Consider the following 17,426-nt stretch of genomic DNA (forward strand, 5'->3'; position numbering starts at 1 on the left):
CGCTTGATTATAAAAGTTAATAAGTGTGGAAGTATTTAGTTAAAAATGATAAAATGATAGTATCTAGAATATTAAAAATAATCATGGAGGCATTATGCATAAAAAACTTGCCGCTCTTGTTGGAAAAATAATACTAGTTGTAATATTATTTGTAGCTGGCCTTGGAGTTATTTTTGCTGGCATGACTGGTGGAGCAATACTAGAAGTAATGAAGACTGCTCCCAAAATTGACGCTAACAGCATAAAATACGAAATGAGCCAAAACTCAACAATAGTGGATGAAAACGGAAACGAAGTCGATTCGATTGCTACAAGCGAATACAGACAGATAGTAGATTATAAAGACATACCTAAGAATTTAAAAAATGCATTTGTCGCAGTTGAAGATGAAAGATTTTATAAACACAATGGTATAGATCCCCTATCAATCATAGGTTCTGCTGTTGAGAATATGAAGGCAGGATCAATCGTAAGGGGTGGATCTACTATAACCCAGCAGCTTGCAAGAAACACCTATCTCTCTAATGATCAGACTTATGAAAGAAAGATAAGGGAGATTTATCTTGCTCTTGAAATCGAAAAATATCTCGACAAAGATGAAATCCTAGGAGCCTATCTAAATAGGGTCTTTATGGGACAAAATTCTTACGGAGTTCAAGCTGCAGCTAAGACTTACTTCAATGAGGACGTATCCGAGCTTAATCTTGCCCAATGCGCATCTCTTGCTGGAATTGTCCAATCTCCTTCAGAAAACTCACTCTATAAGTCAATTAAGACTAGTGAAGTGACTGACCAAAGAGTCCTAGGTGAATTTAGCATAGAAGGAAATAAATACTCAGCTGTATATAATGAAGCTCCTTACAAAAGAGAAGAATATGTATTAGACAAAATGCTAGAAAATGGCTATATCGACGAGACTCAATACAAAGAAGCCAAAGAATTTGACGTAGCAAGCACAGTAGAACCAGCAGAAAGGTCCAACACAGAAATCGCTAGCTACTTTAACTCTCTTCTAGAACGTCAAGTAGTTAATAAACTCATGGACGTCCTAAATATTTCTGAAAACCAAGCCTGGGATAAGCTCTATTATGGAGGACTTAAGATCACAACGACCCTAGATAAGGACTTACAAGGAAAACTTGAAGATATATATGCTGACTTTTCAGAATATCTCATAGGTAATAGCCAAGGCCTAGGCTACGCTCCCCTACTTGATTTATCCTATGATAACTGGGGAAATATCGTTAACTCTAGCGGTGGCTTACTCTATTACAAGAAAGCAAATCTCCTAGATGAAAACAACGACCTCTTCCTAAATTCAGATGAGGCCTGGTATGACGATGCTGGAGACTTAATCCTTTCAACAAGCAAGGCTTACCTTGACCAAACCAAGCTTATCTTTAAAGATTTCTATTCCTTGGATGAGACAAATTCCAACCTTAGAACTCATAGGACAGGTCGTATAGAATTTGAGTCCAACGAAGATATCTATACAGATGAGAATGATAATATAGTTATTAGCAAGAAATATCTAGATAATAACCCAAATCTTTTTACAGCCTATGACGATGGATCTATTAGCCTTAACAAGGACTATTACGATATAGACCTAAACGGTGTAATCCAACCTCAATCATCATCTGTAATAATCGATCAGAAGACCGGCCATATCAAAGCCTTGATGGGAGGGCGTGACCAGGAAGGAATCAATATCTTAGATAGAGCATCAAGTGTTCCAAGACAACCTGGTTCATCAATCAAGCCTATAGCAACTTATACAGCTGCCCTAGATAATGGCTTTAACCTTGCAACTGGTGTAGACGATGTTCCATTCGAGATGACCGAAAATGGCGAAGCTTGGCCTGTCAATGTATATGGCTACTACATGGGCTACACTCCTATAAGAGAAGCTATCAAGATGAGTATAAATACAATAGCTGTATCTACCCTTAATAAGGTAGGAATCGATACAAGTCTTGAATATCTAAGAAACTTTGGCCTAATCAAAGACAACGGCAAAGATTATTTCGTAACCAAAGATGAAAATCCTGATACAAATGACGAAAACCTAGCAGCCCTAGGAGTCGGTGCTATGAGTCACGGACTCACTACACTCGATATGACCGCTGCCTACGCAGCCCTTGCCAATAAGGGTGAGTACAATGAACCTCTTACCTTCTCAAAGATAACCGACTCCCAAGGAGAAGTAATCTTCGATGAAGAAAATCTAGTTAAACACACAGTAACAAGTCCAGAAACAGCCTATCAAGTAACTTCTGCTCTAGAAAGTGCAGGCGAATACTATGGAAATATCCACCTAAACGGAACAGATTACGCAACCAAGACCGGAACAACTGATGATAAGACAGACTTCTGGTGCGTAGGATATACTCCTTACTACACGGTTGGAGTTTGGATGGGAGCTGATAATCAAAACATCCACTTAAACAGCAACAGTGTAGATAGGGCAGCTCTAATGTGGAATGTTATAAATACAGAAATACTCGCTGACAGCGAACCTGTTAGTTTTGAAGAACCAGATGGTATAAGACACATGGAAGTAGACACCATAAGTGGTAAGCTTCCTACAGATGCTTCAAGGGCAGATCCACGTGGTACTGTCAAGGAAGAAATCTTTGGTCCAGAAAACTATCCAAAAGAAGAAGACGACATGCACAAATGGGCTTATATAGATTCAAGAAACAATCTATTGGCAAGTGATGTCACACCAAAGTTCTTTACTCAAACTAGATCATTAATAGCTGAAAAAAACGAATATGATCCTAACAAGTTCAATGGCATTATTCCAAGAGACTGGGATTACAGGATGCCAACAGTCTACTCAACCTTAGTCTATACACCACCAAAAGTGGAAAATTATAGGGATAAGGACAAAGACAAGGATAAAAATGATAAGGATAAGAACACCAAAGATGAAAACGAAAAAGAAAACGAAAATAAGGAAGAAAATAAAAATTCCACAACAGAGACACTTGATAATCTGTTGAATAAAGAACCTACAGAAAATGATTCTGGATTAGGCAACTAAAAAATCCCCCATGAGGGGATTTTTTGTAATATTATTTTAAGTTATCTACATTTTATAAATTTAATCCCTAGTGAAAAATTATATAAAAGTAAATTTCTCAACAAAAAAACTTCCCAAGCTAAGCTGGGAAGCTTTTTATTGTTTTAATTCGATTATTTCTTTGCCCCAGTAATCTTATCGTAAGCAAATAATAGGATTACTGCACCGATTACTGCGTATACGATCTGCATTACAAGTCCTGGGTTTGCTGAGTTAAATAATGTACTAAATATCCAGTTACCAACTCCACCACCGATTACTCCGACGATGATATTTGCACCAGTTCCCATTTGAGCATCTTTACCCATAATTTTGCTTGCAATCCAACCTGCAATTGCTCCGATAATAATTGAAGCTATTATTCCATAATTACCCATAATTTCTCCTTTCAAAAGTACGATGTACTTATAATTTGATTAGCAACATCATTTGCTACTAATATATTTATATCCTTATTTTTATATTTTAAACATTTTTTTATATACAAGGTACAATGTATGAAAAGGTAATTCTTATGTTATAATAGTTAATGGAGAGGAAAAAAGAATGAACGAAATAAATATTTTAATAGTAGAAGATGAAAAAACTATATCCGATATAGTTAAAAATTATTTGATAAAAGATGGCTACCAAGTCTTTCAGGCCTTCGATGGAGTAAAGGCGCTAGAGATTTTTAATGAGGAAGAGATCGATCTTGTGATACTTGATCTCATGCTTCCAATGCTTTCTGGAGAGGAAGTCCTTAAGGATATTAGAAATAGATCCCAGGTTCCTGTTATAATTACCTCTGCCAAGGTTGAGGAATTCGATAGGATCCAAGGACTTAGGCTAGGGGCAGATGATTATGTAACCAAACCTTTTTCTAACAAGGAACTTGTAGAAAGAGTTAAGGCTGTTCTTAGAAGGATCGAAAAATACAATATCCCTAGGGCAGATATTATCAAGACAAATGACGGAAGACTTCTAATGGATCTTAAATACAATAGATTCTTAAAAGATGGCAAGGAAATTTCCCTCACTAAGAACGAATTTTCTATTGTAAAGACCCTATTTTCAAGTCCAAACAAGATTTTTACAAGAGATGAGATAATAGAGCTTACCTTTGGTCTAGATTATGACGCCTACGACAGGGCAATAGATACTCATATCAAAAATATTAGACAAAAAATCGAGGACAATCCCAAAAAGCCTCAATACATCAAGACGATCTATGGTATGGGCTACAAATCCGGTGGCGTAGATGACCTCGTTAAGGAATAAGTTAATCAAAAATTTCATAGCAGGAGTTCTTTCTTGTATATTGATTTATTCAATTCTTATAACCCTACTTGTAACCCTAAAATACTCGGACCTTTTAAAAATCGTAGATGATAAAAAGCCGAATCTAATAAGTGAATGGTTTATAAGACTTAATAATGACGAAAACATTTCATCTGAAGGTATGTGGGCTTATCTTGATGATTTAAGTAAGCAACAAAATGTCAATATCAAGTATTATGATGCGGATGGCAATCTTATTAAATACATCCATTCCCTTAAGGATGATGACCCTGATCATTTCAAGAGCAAATCCTACAATGTCTTTAATGCCGATAAGAAACAAGAAGCAGGAAAGATTCTAGTAGAGTATTCTGTTGACTATACTACTGTCAATAGGCTCCAAGACGATTTTAGGCAGGCAGTAATATATGCTATAACAAGCTCGCTTATAATAGGCTTTGTCATAGCTATAATACTATCAACCAATATCTCAAAACCTATTGTAGAGATGAATGACTTTACTGTGAAGATCAAAGAGGGAATCTATGAAAGCCTTGCCGATAAAGAAAGTGATATTAGTGAAATTTCAAATCTGCAAAATAATATCAACTTCCTATCCGAATCTCTAAAAAAGCAAGAAGATATAAGGATGCGCTATGCCCAAGACATATCCCACGAGCTAAGAACTCCCCTAACCAATCTTAAGCTGTATATAGAAGCCTTAGATGATGGGGTGATGGAATTTGATGAGACTACCGTCCAAAGCTTAAATGGAGAGATTAACAGACTACAGGTCCTTATAGATGGCCTCAAGGACTCCTTTAATGAAAGTGTGGAGATGGGTAAGCTAAACCTTGAAGAAGTTAATATATCTGAAATGCTTGATGGAATAGCAAATGGTTTTATGGCAAATTTCATCAATAGAAATATCAGCCTTAGCAAAGATATAAAGCCGGAAGTTTACCTAGTAACAGATAGAAATAAGCTTCTCCAAGTCATCCAAAATATCCTATCTAATGCCATAAAAGCCATAGACAGAGATGGAAACATTGAAATTAAGCTTAGTGAATTCAACAAAAAAGTATTTATAGAGATTTCTGATGATGGAGTTGGGATTGATAGCGATAAGCTAGATATGATATTTGAAAGATTCTTTAGGATAGATGATTCAAGAAACACCAAGACTAATGGAGTAGGCTTGGGGCTTGCTATTAGCAAAAACTTCGTTGAAGCCTTGAATGGGAAAATTGACGTCAAAAGTAAGATTAACGAAGGTTCGAGTTTTATCCTAACTTTCAACAAATAAGTGCGGTGAATTATGAGAAAAAATAAGAAAAGATCTGATAGGCTAAGGAGAAAAAGCGAAATCAGAATAGTAAAAAGTAGCAAAAAAGACAGACCAAGAAGGCCTCTTACAAGAAAACAAAGACTTCGCAAAAAGAAGATTATTAGAAGAAGAAGGATACTACTTCTTATCCTCCTTATCCTGATTTTTTCCCTAGGAAGTCTTATCTATAAGAGATTTACCTCCTACAAGTCCCCAGGCTATCCTAGCTTTAGGGACGAGGTTTTAGAGGGACTTACAGAAAATATCTTCGTAGCTAATACCGATGGCAGAAGTCTTACTAGTGCGGAAAAAATAGCTGATTTTGATAAACTCTATGAGTCTATAATAAGAAACTACCCTGTAAGTAAGGATAATAAAGATTATTTTGACAGGTTCGCAAAGGCCCATGATAGTTTAAGAAAAAGAGCGGGAAACTCAAAGACTGACCAAGAATACTTCGATATTATTAGTGAAAGCCTATCTATCCTAGAAGATCCAAAAACTTTCATCCTTGATAAGGACACTTATAACAATCTATTTGGCTACCACAAAAACAGCAAGGATACAAATATAGCCAAAGTCCTTGGCAATGACCAAGCTGTCGATAGATATAAGAGGATGATTAATAAGGAAAATATCAACAAGGATATGATTATCGATAGTCCTAAGGCCTCGACTTTAATTGTTAGGCTTCCTGACTTTAATTCCAAAAATGTTGACTCTGATCTTGATTTAATTGCTGATAAACTTCAAAAAGGCTCAGTAGAATCAATCGTCTTTGACTTATCTAATAATACATCCATAGACTCAGCCTATGTAAATGAGTTTGTAACTTACTTTTTGGATAAGGACTATGAGGAAAAAGATATTTTCTTCTATAGGGGGAACCTATTTGAAGAAAAGCTATCTGATATGAAAGCAAATGATCAAAGTCCCTATACAACTGGCAAGGTAAAGAATCTTGCTATTAAGTACAACAAGGAAGTAAGTAAATTTGACCTAGATGATTATACCTACTACGATCAGATTGAGCTTAAACTTAAGAAAAAGGATGATTTCAAGAAAAGAAAAATCTTCGTCCTAACTAACGAAAATACTGCAAATCAAGCTATAAGATTTGCATCGATTCTTAAGGATAATGGAGCATACACAATAAAAAACGCCTTAAGTTCAGATAATACTCCTAAGGATAGAATAGATTACCTATCCCCTGACCTCTTGCTTCTAGATCATGCTGGACTAATCCTTGCCATAAATACTGAAATTAGAGCAAGTGAAGATAAGATATTAGAATATGATCAAAGGATAAATAGTGAAAATCCAGATAAGGCAATGATGGAAATAGTAAAATAAATAAAATCCCTTAGAGATTCTCGATTAAAAAGAGATGTAATCTAAGGGATTTTTTCTGGGAATTTTCCACAAAATAAAATTTAATGTTCCATTTTGCTAATTATTTTAATTATGAGATAAATTTCACACTAGCTTGTGAAGAAATATTTTTTATTAGAAAAGATCTTATAATTTTATCCATAGAAAAAAGGGCTGTTGCAGAATGAATAAATCGTACCAATATCATTAGAAGAACCTCCACGGAAATTTTGCCTCCATCAGCCGGCAGGCATAACTAAAAATTTCCTAAGAGAACCTTCTAACGATGGTACGATGATTATTCATAGTTTTGCAACAGTCCTTAAGAATTTATTATTTTCTAACGAATTCTTTTGATTTTCTCTCACCAAGTCTACCAGCGTAAGCCGATACTACTAGGGCAAGTACAAGTCCTACAAATACAAGTACTGATCCAACTGATGCCTTGTTAGAAGCATCTTCTGCTCCTTCTTTGGCGCTTTCTACAGTTTCGTCAACCTTATCACTTGCTTCATTTGAAAGTCTTGTGATTTCTTCACTTGCATTGTTAATTGTCTTTTCAGCTTCTGTTGAAGCATCTTGCAAGCCGTTGTAGATATTTTCTGAAACTTCACTAGCTTCTTCTTCTGTAAGGTCTGTGTTTTTAGAAACTGCATTATCAATTGCTTCCTTATCAGCAGAATCTGCTATAGTTTTTGCTCTTTCAGATAATGAATCTGTTAGATCTTTTATAATTTGATCCTTGTTTTCTGGGTTTACTGCTAAATCCTTAACTGCAGCTGTGATTTCATCTCTAGATTCTTGAAGTTGTCCTTCTAGATAATCTGGTTGAAGTTCAGCAACTTCTGTATCTGCTAGATATTTTTCTAGATTTCCTTGAAGTTCTTCTGTATCAACGTCTGAAATATTAGCTCCTGCTTTCTCAAGTGCTTTGCTTGCTGCATCTCCTGCAAAATTTGAAACAGATCCTACAACTTTACCTGCTGCATTTCCTGCAGTTCCAGCAACAGAACCTATTACATTTCCTGCCATTCCGAGTGCTGAGGCTACTGCGTTAAATACTAGTGTTATTAGTAGTAGGATAGTTACTGCCCAAGTTACAATTCCGTGAAGAAGACCAGTTGATCTTGCAGAATATCCTGCGACATATCCTCCTGCACAGAATGAAATGATTAAGGTAATGATTGTCCAAATACCTGTACCAATTCCAATTCCTGCCATTGGGTCAGCGCTTGTTGGTGCAAATAAACCAAATCCTAGTGCTGCTGTTAGTAAGCTTAGAACAGCAAATACTGCTGCTGCACTTACAGCACCTGCTATAATTGAGCCCCAAGATAAGTTTTTACCAGCTTGGATAGGACTTGTTTCTTGTTCATAAACAGCCCTATTAACTCTTCTGTTATTCTTTTCTGTCATTTTTCCTCCTTATGATGTCAAATCATTTTCAATATTAAATACATAAGCATTTTCTATGCTTGCTGTATTATTATACCCAATTTTATCAATTTACCTACATTTTTTGTAAACTTCTTGTTCTCTAAGAATTTCAGAGATCATATCTCTTCCCTTTTGCATTTTCTTTATATTTTTGATATCAAGTATTATAACATCATTTTTGATCAAATCATTTTTACTCTTATCTGTTAGATAAGAAGAGTTTATGATAAGAATTGGCCTTAGTCTAGTATCCATGTCAGAAATTTTTCCAATCATTTCTTTGATGAAATCCTCTTTTAAGTTTTTTTCATAATCATAATTTTTGATTTCTATTGCAAATCGCTTATCCTTCTTCTTGGCATAAAGATCAAACCTATGGCTTCTTTCAAATTCTTCCTGGAAGGGCTCGACCCTGTAGCCAGATTTCCTAAAGGCCTTAGCAATGAATTCTTCCGTAGTAAAGTCTAGATTAATCTTTCTTAAAGCCTTCAAAAGATTGGTCGGATTTATCTTAAAGACTGCCCTATATTCGGTTATCTCTCCGAATCTTTTAATATCAAATCCAATGACAAGGTCATTTATCACATTGAAATTGCCGTGAGCTATGGCATTTCTTATATGACGTAAGAGGGCCATGGTCTTTGTTTCACTAGAATCAGCTAGGGTCATTATAAGCTTTTGCTCATCTACCCCAACCTTACCCTCGAATTTTTTCGCTAATTTTTCACTAATCTCCTCGGTAAAAAGCACATCTCTATCTTCTAATTTCATAGAAGCCATTATGTCTTTGAAGATATAATCGTCATATTCTGGGTTTAGGAGAAGCTCGTTTTCCTTGGCCTGCTCTGAAGTAATATTTGGCACATACCACAAGAGCATCTTTATGGCTTCATCTAAATCTGGACTTAGCTTTATAGGAATTTCCTTATGTCTTATAGAAAAATCCATAAGTTTGCCAGTCTTATTTATTTCAAACTTATCTGTAATTTCCATCTTACAACCTTTCTTTTAGTATCTACTAATATCTTACCCAAATACATATTTATTTTTCTATCTTCAAATAATTATAGGATCCATCTAGGTCAAGTAAATTCCTTAAGATGTACCTTATCTTAAGATCTTCACTCACAAGGTCAATGTACTTATTTCCTAAAAGATAGGCACAGACAATTTTTGGATTATTTTGAAGATATGATATGATTTCACTTTCTAAAACTGGATTTTTCCTAATTTCATTAAGCCTTTTTCTTATATTTTTCCCTCTTATGGTAGATGAGTAATCTGTTAGCTTGTAATTAGAAAGAGTAGATCTTATATTTAGCATAAGATTAATTGTCCTATTAATCCTTGTCCCACGAAAGGTCCTAAGGCCTTCTCCATCCTTATCGTTAATTAAATAGAAGCCTTCGGCATCTGGATTGGTCTTCAAGCTATCGATTACTCCATTGATTTTTTCGTTAAAGGAATATTTTGCTCTTTTCTCTATAATTTCTTCCATTTTTCTTCTAATCTCATCAGATGTCTCTTTGTTAGTAGATGAGCTAAAGTCGGGCGCCTTGCCCTCTTCTGCCTTACTTACTATGATTTTTTTAGCCTTTAGATTAATAGATTCAACCTGCCAAATGGATCCAGCCAGATAGAGCCCGTCTCCCTTCTTTAAGTCTATAGATTTTTCTATCTCTCCAATCTTCCCCTTTTCACTAAATACATGAAAATTATCCTTCCTTATAAATTGATTGTAGAAAGATCCCATCTTGAGGAGCTTTTCGCATTCTCTTCCTCCTATATATTCATTTTCCAGTTTTTCTATATAACCTTCCTCTACCATATGGGCAGTAATTTCCATAAATTCCTCATGGTTTATATCAAAGTCTAACTTCTTATACAGACTCACATAATCGTCGACACTTAATCCATTTTTTTCTAATAGAGTAGATAGGATTTGATGGGCAAATACATCATAAGGGCTCTTTATAGGATCAATTTTATCAAGTCTTCCTTCCTTAAATAGGATAATTGTCGCAAGCGACTGGACTAAGTCCCAAGGATTTGTAGCAATCTGATGGAGAATAGACTTCCCAGTTTTTCTGCCAGACCTTCCCAGCCTTTGGGCGAGAGATAGGACAGAATTTGTAGACCCATACTGACAAATCGAATAGACACTACCTATATCGATACCTAGCTCAAGGGTTGATGTCGCACAGATTATGAAATTTTCCCCATGTCTATTTTTAGCAAAGTTTTCTATTTCCTTTCTTCTTTGTTTGCTAACAGAAGAATGGTGGGAGAAGATTTGAGTCTTTATTTTATCTTCCCTAGCTTTCTTCTTAAGCTTTACGGCAAGCTCTTCGACAAGTTTTCTAGCGTTTGGAAAAGCAAGCATCGATCCTTCACTTGCAAAAGATAAAATTTGCCCAATCGTCTTATCGCTTATATGATCTTCCTCATTATAAGAAATCGTAGCCTCTAGCTCGTTTTTGGATGAGTCTACTATTAATTTAGTAGCCCTCTTATTTTTAAAAAAATTCTTACAAATATCGTAATTTAGATTTCCTACTGTTGCAGATAGGCCAATAAATCTCGGATTTTTATCAGTATAGGAAAGTATTCTCGTAAGAAGACTCTTAAGCTGGACACCCCTATTTCCAGTAAGAAAACTGTGGATTTCGTCGACTATTATATAATCTAATCCCCTAAATAATTTCTTAGCCGCATGTCCCTTGTTTACAAAAATTGCCTCGAGAGATTCTGGAGTCATAAGACAAATTCCAGAAGGATTTTCCAATAATTTTTCTTTTTTCGTCTGATTGGCCTCACCATGCCAGCTAGTAACATTAATACCAATATCATCACACATGGCGAGGACTCTCTCAAACTGATCGTTAATCAAGGCTATAAGTGGAGATATATAAAGAATCCTAAGCCCCTTATCGAAGTCATTTGCTTCTGATATGGCAGGTAGAAAGGCTGCCTCAGTCTTGCCAGCTGCAGTTTTTGCTATGAGGACTAGATTGTCACAACTTTTCACGAAGTTTTCGATAGAAGCTTTCTGAATCTTGGTTAGACTTGGCCGCTTGTTTTTGTAGACGAACTCCCTCATAGGCCTTGATAATAGTGAATATGGATCTGTCATAGGATAAAGATATCGTCGTCGTGATCATCAGGATCTTTTTCGACAGGACTTGTTAGACCCTGAAATTTACTTTCCAAGATTTGCTCTATACTTACTTCCGGATTCTGTCTTTTAAGATCTAGGATTTCAAGGAAGTCCTTGATTACAGCCCTAGGGGTAAGAAACTCCTTGGCTCCTGGTCTATTGAGCTGTCCTTCCATGTATTTTATAATAGTTTCCTTATCCATGTGTATTTCTTCCCCGTAATTGATATTATAAATATTAAGGAGATTTTCAAGGAGGGTGAAAATTTCTTCTTCTGTTAGGGGTTTAAGTAAGAGAGCGGTCTTTTTAGTATTTATAAGGTCTGAGTCCTTATCGTAAAGCTCTCCAAGTCTTCCAGCAAGGGCCCCGTAGGAGCTCATTCCTCTAGACTCATCAAAGACTGTAGCCCTTGTAGCACCAAAGTTTATAAAAAGATTCTTGGCCCTTCCACTTTTGGTCTCGTTATAAATATTTAATATTCTCTCATAATTTCTCTGTCGAGTTACGGATTGGGCAAGCTTATAGAGATTGACCGCTTCATCAAAGTTAATCACAAAGCCAGAAAATCCAATTGAGCTAAAAAGCTCAGAAAGGTTTTTGATAGCTTCGAAGTAATTGTCGTCATTGATAATCTCTCCTATACCAAGCTCTCTTTTCGCCTCTGTCTTTGTTGAAATATCTCCCCTTAACCAACGAATGGCCTTAGTTTTAAGGTCTCTGTCATTACTAACAAGGCCTTCGTAATATTTTACAATAGCCTGACCCATCTCATAGGAAAGACCTACTGAGTCAAAATCTTCTATTGAGTCTAAGATTTTATCTTCTACAGCCTTCCTATATTCTCCCCTGATTAAATCTTTCATTTCCCATAGGTTTTCCTGGGATAGTTCAGTGAATATTTTCATTATCCACTCTTCAACAATCTCTCCTAGGACATTGCCAGTCCTTTTGGTTTTGGTCTTGATATTATCAGCAATTTCCCTGTAAAGGGCCTGGGCCTTCTTATCTGTTGCATAAAACCTCCTCTGTGGAGCGAGATCTATGGTAGATGTGACGAAGTTTTTGGATAAGGCAAGTTGCTCTATTGTGGCGAGCATAAAGGACTTACCTGAACCGAAGTCGCCTACCCACAATCTAAAATCACTTCCTCCCCTACTTACTTCGTCTAATACTTCAATTATCTCTTCTACTTCAGAAAGCCTTCCTACAAGGAGGTGTTCTATCCCTATATTTGGCACAACACCTGCTTCTAGGGATTTGATTATCACTTGTGCTTGCTTCGGATTAATCTTTGCCATCTATAATCTCCTTAATCATTTCTAGATAGAAAGAATCTATAATTATCTTTCCATCTTCATTTACCAAAGTCTGATCGTCTATATAATCAAACAATTCATCATTTATATCTCCTATAAAAGAATTGAGGATTTTCCCCTCTTCTAGGGCGATTTCACTAGCCACATCTTCTCTAACCGATCCATTTTTAAGGATCAATTTAAGAAAGTTCCTGCTAGCCTCGCTTATAGAAATGTCCTCATCTTCTTTGTCGTCTTTGTTATATTCATTTATGTTTACATGATCTCTAAGAGCTTCTTCCTTATGGCTACTATCTTCTATATCTTTTTTGCTATCAGCCAAAAAGTCTTCGACTATGCTTACTGTTTCATGAAGATCCTTCCTTGATGAAGAAAGCTTGGCCCCATCGATTTGAATCCTCTTTTTAGGCTTCTTATCGAGTCTTAGAATTTCATCTATAAGCTCAATTGACATATCCCTCGTCTCTATAAGTTTAATAAATTGGTCATAATTTTCTTCATGAATAATCTCTAAGACCTTATTTTTATCTTTATTTAAAATTTTTCCGTCATTAAATAAATAATAAAAGCCCAGGGCCTTGGTCGGAGGAAAATCTGAATTGCTTAAATTTCTAGAAAGCTTTTCCATATCGACGAGGTCCTTATGGCCTTCAACGAAGCTTATTTGCTTACTTATATCAGCTTCTAGAATATAAGAGGTCCAATCTTTTAATTTGTTTGGATTTGCTAGAAGATAGTTTTCAAAAATTTCTTCTTTTCTTAAGACATCAATGTCTCTATAGTAAGAATCCAACTCTTTTAAGAAAAAGTCCAACAAGTTTCTAGAATCATTTTTTTCTAAGACTTCTACTTGTTTACTAGAATCTATTTTAGCAAAAATCCAAAAGTATTCCCTAAACTTTTTCTCTGTTACTAGAAGGAGGGCTTCAAGGATAGATTCCGAAAGGGTGTAGGGACTTGTGTATTTTCTAATTTTTTCTGTATCTTGGCTTTTTTCATCTAGGGCCTTTTTAAGAATAGTCAAATAGGCTTCTACGACTAAGTCTCTGGAATCTTTATTAGACCATACTTGATTGAACCTTCGATTAACTTGACCTATCAGTTTCATATCTTCTCTCTTATAGGAAAGCTTATCTAAAAGACCCTTATATTCTGACCAAAAGCCCAAATAATTATCTGAGTCCTTATATGAAACATTTCTAGGACTTTCTTTCTTTTTATCTTCAATATGAAAATTAAATTCTACCTTGCCTAGTTTTCTCTTATAAGTTTTTTTCCTATCCTTCTTATCAATTGTCGATAGGTCTTTAAGCAAACCATCAATCAAATCCACTACGTCATCAATCTTCATAAGCCCTCCTTCAAAATCCTCTTCTTACCATTATACTTCTTTGTAAGATTTATCTTTTATATAAGGACACAAAAAAGCTGGCAAAGCCAGCTCAGAAGATAGACAAAGAAGATTTAGCTTAGATTTATTCTATAGTTAAGTTACCTTTATCTCGACTAAGAGAGTGAAACGAACGCATGGAGAGATCTCATTAGATTTCTCCACTCACTCCGTTCGGTCGAAATAAGGGTCAATTTGATTTTGACTACAGTCTAAAGCTGGCAAAGCCAGCTAATCAAGATAATATTTAAAAGCAAATCTTACTTGTCCATACTTTTCGATAGGATTTTCTCCATTGATAGGTCAACTGAGGACCTATACATATTTCCAAACTTATGAAGGTGGACCATAAGGAGGTAAAGTCTATAAAACTCAAGCCTTATAGCCCTTTCAGGATCTTTTTTAATATCTTGTAGATAAGTCCTGTAGAAATCATCATCAAAGCCAGAAAACACTGTACTTACTCCGATATCAAACTCCCAATCTCCATATAGGGGAGCTGGATCGAAAAGATAAGGATCTCCATCAACAGAAAACATGGCATTGCCGGGCCACAAATCTCCATGAAGGAGGACGGGCGCACTTTCTCGTCTTCTAAGATAAGTATCTATCACTTCTCTGATCTTTTCGTAAGTAGCTAAATCTTCCCTAGACCAAATTCCTCCTTCTACTAGCTTATCTTTGAGCTTATCTAATCTTTCTTCTAGGAAAACTTCCCTCCAGTTATCCTTAAAGGCATTGGAAAAGGAAATAGAAGACCCACGATAGGCAAATTCAAAGCCGAACTTGCCATTAGGGCTTTCGATTTTATGAACTTTTTTAAGTTCTCTAGCAAGGTCTTTCTGATCTTGCCATCTACCTTCTTCTATATAATCTAAAATGAGATAAGCTCCCTCTTTACTTACTCCACTATCCAAAACCCTAGGGGCATTTACTCCGTTTTTTTCAAAAAGCTTAAGACCTTTTATTTCTGCCTGGAAGAAATTATTGTCTCCTCCCCTTTGGATTAGAAGAAAACGTGGCCCCTTGTCTGTGTATACCTTAAAGGCCTCGTTCACATCTCCTCCCCTGACACTTCTTATATCATAAGCTCCATCTATATTTATATCTAAATCTATCACATTATCACCTCTTATAACTTTTACCCAAAATAAAAAGCCATACCAGCATCGCTGATATGACGTTTTCATTCAAATGATTTGATCTTACGTTCTTGCCAATCTAGAGTATATTCAACCAATTGATCTAGGACTTTTGTATAGATTTCTATATCCCTATCGGAAATCTTATTTGTGGCTTCTTTGACGAATTCTTTCGTGACCTGAGATATTTCAGAAAACTTGTCTTCGCCCTTGTTTGTAAGACTGATTGTCTTTCTTCTCATGTCTTCCTTGTCTGGCTTACGCACTATCAATCCATCTCTTTCCATTCTTTCTAATAGGCCTGTCATAGTTGATTCTCTAATATTCATCTTTTTGGCCAAATCTTTTTGATTGGTTGAACCGTCTAAATCTATGTAGTACAAAGCAATACATTGACTTCTAGTAAGTCCATATTTTAAAACAACATTATTAAAAGCATCGTTCATAGACTTAGCAGCTATTGCTGTTGCAACTGGCAAATATTCTTCAAATCTCGCCATAATATCTCTCCTTTCAGATACCAAATTCCTTTGACATCCTTCAAATTAGGGCTATATAAGCCCTGTTTTTCATTATATCTATGAATAAGGCTTCTGTAAAGTTTGCTTAGGATAGAAAATAAATGCAAAAAGCCTAAATATATTCATCTAGGCTTTTCTTCGTAAAGTTAATCGCTCTACTCTTCTATTTCTCTATATAGGGTGTCAAGATTCATCTCATTTCCTAGTCTAATTAATTCTTGGCTTCCGTAATCTAGAGTTTTCATCATATCTTCGTCTTCGAGATACCTTGTAGCAACATAGGTCTTATCCAAATACCCATATTCGTCATAGGACCTATCTACTATTGTCGTATGGGACTTAAAGGATGTAATCCTCGCCTTATCTCCTGGTTTTTTTTCTATATTGCACTCGACAAGGAGACCTTGTTCTACCCTATAATCTTCCTCGAAGGCCTCTGCCTTTTGGTTTGAGAGAAGATTTCCTAGGGAGTAGTAGATCAAGCCAATTTTTCCATCCTTAGTCTCATAGACTTCCTTAGGCTGGATTACGTGAGGGTGGTTTCCTATGACGAGGTCTGCTCCCCAGTCAACCATATCATGGGCTAATTCTATTTGATCTTCTCTTGGATATGAAGAGTACTCCTCACCCCAATGAGGATATACTACGATAAGGTCTACTTTTTTCTTCTTAAGTTTTTCTATATCAGTCTTTACTTGTTTAGGAGAAAGGGTGTTTACCATATTATATTTTTCTTTAGTATCTAGGAGGTAGTCGTTGCCATTTAGGATTTCTGTATAGGAAAGAATTCCTATCCTTATACCATTTACTTCCTTAATTACATAAGGTCTGTAGGAAGACTCACTTGTTCCAACATAGTCTAGGTCATGTTTTTTGATAGCTTCAATTGTACTAGTTACTCCATCTACACCCGTGTCTAGACAGTGGTTATTTGCTGTTGTGACAAGATCTACTCCAGCATTTTTCATAGCCTTATAGATATTCTCATTGGAATTAAAGCTAGGGTAGCCAGATACTTCGTACTCATCATTTACACTGAATTCATTATTTAACATAAAGAAGTCAAAGTCTTCGGCAAAATCCTTGATATCCTCAAAGGATCTAGAATAGTCATGAACGCCTCCGCCGTAGTTTAGGGCGTAGTCATTTATTGGCATGTGAGGGATTATGTCTCCACCAAATAGGAGGCTTGCAGTCTTTGTTTCTTCCCTTTCCTCTTCCTTTTTCTTTTTGTTCTTTTCAATATAGGCATCTATTTCTGGATACCTATTATTCCTTACATCATCCTTCTTGACTCTTCTTTCAAAGTCCTTCTTGTTTAGGGCTTCTCCCTTTGAGCTTTCTGCCATATTACAAGCTACAAGACTTGTTATTATAAGAAAGACTAAGGAAAATATTCTTAATTTCTTTTTCATAT

The 17,426-nt window shown here is 35.8% G+C and carries 13 protein-coding genes; 4 read left to right on the forward strand and 9 right to left on the reverse strand.

Annotation, left to right across the window (positions count from 1 at the left end):
* Positions 1–94: 94 nt before the first annotated feature.
* Positions 95–3,049 carry a transglycosylase domain-containing protein gene (locus tag C7D97_RS03795; protein ID WP_105300795.1) on the forward strand — a complete coding sequence of 985 codons (2,955 nt, stop codon included), beginning with the start codon at positions 95–97 and terminating at the stop codon, positions 3,047–3,049.
* A 152-nt stretch (positions 3,050–3,201) separates the two neighbouring features.
* Here C7D97_RS03795 and C7D97_RS03800 read toward each other — a convergent pair whose 3' ends face one another.
* Positions 3,202–3,465 carry a GlsB/YeaQ/YmgE family stress response membrane protein gene (locus C7D97_RS03800; protein WP_105300796.1) on the reverse strand — a complete coding sequence of 88 codons (264 nt, stop codon included), beginning with the start codon at positions 3,463–3,465 and terminating at the stop codon, positions 3,202–3,204.
* Between the two features lie 169 nt (positions 3,466–3,634).
* Here C7D97_RS03800 and C7D97_RS03805 point away from each other — a divergent pair, with 169 nt between their 5' ends.
* The 3 genes from C7D97_RS03805 to C7D97_RS03815 are packed head-to-tail and all read left to right on the forward strand — an operon-like array spanning position 3,635 to position 7,028.
* Positions 3,635–4,348 (forward strand): response regulator transcription factor, encoded by a 714-nt coding sequence (locus C7D97_RS03805; RefSeq protein WP_105300797.1) that lies wholly within the window; start codon positions 3,635–3,637, stop codon positions 4,346–4,348.
* On the forward strand, positions 4,329–5,654 hold the full coding sequence (locus tag C7D97_RS03810; protein WP_105300798.1) for a sensor histidine kinase: 1,326 nt from the start codon (positions 4,329–4,331) through the stop codon (positions 5,652–5,654). The genes C7D97_RS03805 and C7D97_RS03810 overlap by 20 nt, the downstream gene beginning before the upstream one ends.
* Positions 5,655–5,666: 12 nt before the next feature.
* Complete coding sequence (locus C7D97_RS03815) at positions 5,667–7,028, forward strand: S41 family peptidase (protein WP_105300799.1); 1,362 nt, start codon at positions 5,667–5,669, stop codon at positions 7,026–7,028.
* A 351-nt stretch (positions 7,029–7,379) separates the two neighbouring features.
* Here C7D97_RS03815 and C7D97_RS03820 read toward each other — a convergent pair whose 3' ends face one another.
* The 8 genes from C7D97_RS03820 to C7D97_RS03855 all read right to left on the reverse strand — a co-directional run bounded on the left by C7D97_RS03820 (position 7,380) and on the right by C7D97_RS03855 (position 17,424).
* The gene (locus tag C7D97_RS03820) at positions 7,380–8,462 is read right to left on the reverse strand and encodes a hypothetical protein (RefSeq protein WP_105300800.1); all 1,083 of its coding nucleotides are present in this window, start codon (positions 8,460–8,462) and stop codon (positions 7,380–7,382) included.
* A 90-nt stretch (positions 8,463–8,552) separates the two neighbouring features.
* Positions 8,553–9,476, reverse strand: coding sequence for a restriction endonuclease (locus C7D97_RS03825; RefSeq protein WP_105300801.1), 924 nt, complete (start codon positions 9,474–9,476; stop codon positions 8,553–8,555).
* Positions 9,477–9,525: 49 nt separating this feature from the next.
* Positions 9,526–11,616, reverse strand: coding sequence for a DEAD/DEAH box helicase (locus tag C7D97_RS03830; RefSeq protein WP_105300802.1), 2,091 nt, complete (start codon positions 11,614–11,616; stop codon positions 9,526–9,528).
* A complete protein-coding gene (locus C7D97_RS03835) occupies positions 11,613–12,938 on the reverse strand; it encodes an ATP-binding protein (protein WP_105300803.1) in 1,326 nt (441 codons plus the stop codon). The genes C7D97_RS03830 and C7D97_RS03835 overlap by 4 nt, the downstream gene beginning before the upstream one ends.
* Positions 12,925–14,307 carry a tellurite resistance TerB C-terminal domain-containing protein gene (locus C7D97_RS03840; protein ID WP_105300804.1) on the reverse strand — a complete coding sequence of 461 codons (1,383 nt, stop codon included), beginning with the start codon at positions 14,305–14,307 and terminating at the stop codon, positions 12,925–12,927. Before C7D97_RS03840 ends, C7D97_RS03835 begins: the two co-directional genes overlap by 14 nt.
* Before the next feature lie 299 nt (positions 14,308–14,606).
* Entirely contained in the window at positions 14,607–15,467 is an 861-nt protein-coding gene (locus C7D97_RS03845; protein WP_240308886.1) for a fructosamine kinase family protein, read from the reverse strand.
* Between the two features lie 65 nt (positions 15,468–15,532).
* Entirely contained in the window at positions 15,533–15,988 is a 456-nt protein-coding gene (locus tag C7D97_RS03850; RefSeq protein ID WP_105300806.1) for a MarR family winged helix-turn-helix transcriptional regulator, read from the reverse strand.
* A 176-nt stretch (positions 15,989–16,164) separates the two neighbouring features.
* Complete coding sequence (locus C7D97_RS03855; RefSeq protein WP_105300807.1) at positions 16,165–17,424, reverse strand: CapA family protein; 1,260 nt, start codon at positions 17,422–17,424, stop codon at positions 16,165–16,167.
* Between the last annotated feature and the right edge of the window lie 2 nt (positions 17,425–17,426).

This window comes from Anaerococcus marasmi (genome assembly GCF_900290195.1).
In the GTDB taxonomy this organism is placed as follows: Bacteria; Bacillota; Clostridia; order Tissierellales; family Peptoniphilaceae; genus Anaerococcus; species Anaerococcus marasmi.

Excerpts from the sequence above, each read along its gene's own strand:
- C7D97_RS03795 (WP_105300795.1), top strand. The coding sequence starts at position 95 with ATGCATAAAAAACTTGCCGCTCTTGTTGGAAAAATAATACTAGTTGTA.
- C7D97_RS03800 (WP_105300796.1), bottom strand. The coding sequence starts at position 3,465 with ATGGGTAATTATGGAATAATAGCTTCAATTATTATCGGAGCAATTGCA.
- C7D97_RS03805 (WP_105300797.1), top strand. The coding sequence starts at position 3,635 with ATGAACGAAATAAATATTTTAATAGTAGAAGATGAAAAAACTATATCC.
- C7D97_RS03810 (WP_105300798.1), top strand. The coding sequence starts at position 4,329 with ATGACCTCGTTAAGGAATAAGTTAATCAAAAATTTCATAGCAGGAGTT.
- C7D97_RS03815 (WP_105300799.1), top strand. The coding sequence starts at position 5,667 with ATGAGAAAAAATAAGAAAAGATCTGATAGGCTAAGGAGAAAAAGCGAA.
- C7D97_RS03820 (WP_105300800.1), bottom strand. The coding sequence starts at position 8,462 with ATGACAGAAAAGAATAACAGAAGAGTTAATAGGGCTGTTTATGAACAA.
- C7D97_RS03825 (WP_105300801.1), bottom strand. The coding sequence starts at position 9,476 with ATGGAAATTACAGATAAGTTTGAAATAAATAAGACTGGCAAACTTATG.
- C7D97_RS03830 (WP_105300802.1), bottom strand. The coding sequence starts at position 11,616 with ATGACAGATCCATATTCACTATTATCAAGGCCTATGAGGGAGTTCGTC.
- C7D97_RS03835 (WP_105300803.1), bottom strand. The coding sequence starts at position 12,938 with ATGGCAAAGATTAATCCGAAGCAAGCACAAGTGATAATCAAATCCCTA.
- C7D97_RS03840 (WP_105300804.1), bottom strand. The coding sequence starts at position 14,307 with ATGAAGATTGATGACGTAGTGGATTTGATTGATGGTTTGCTTAAAGAC.
- C7D97_RS03850 (WP_105300806.1), bottom strand. The coding sequence starts at position 15,988 with ATGGCGAGATTTGAAGAATATTTGCCAGTTGCAACAGCAATAGCTGCT.
- C7D97_RS03855 (WP_105300807.1), bottom strand. The coding sequence starts at position 17,424 with ATGAAAAAGAAATTAAGAATATTTTCCTTAGTCTTTCTTATAATAACA.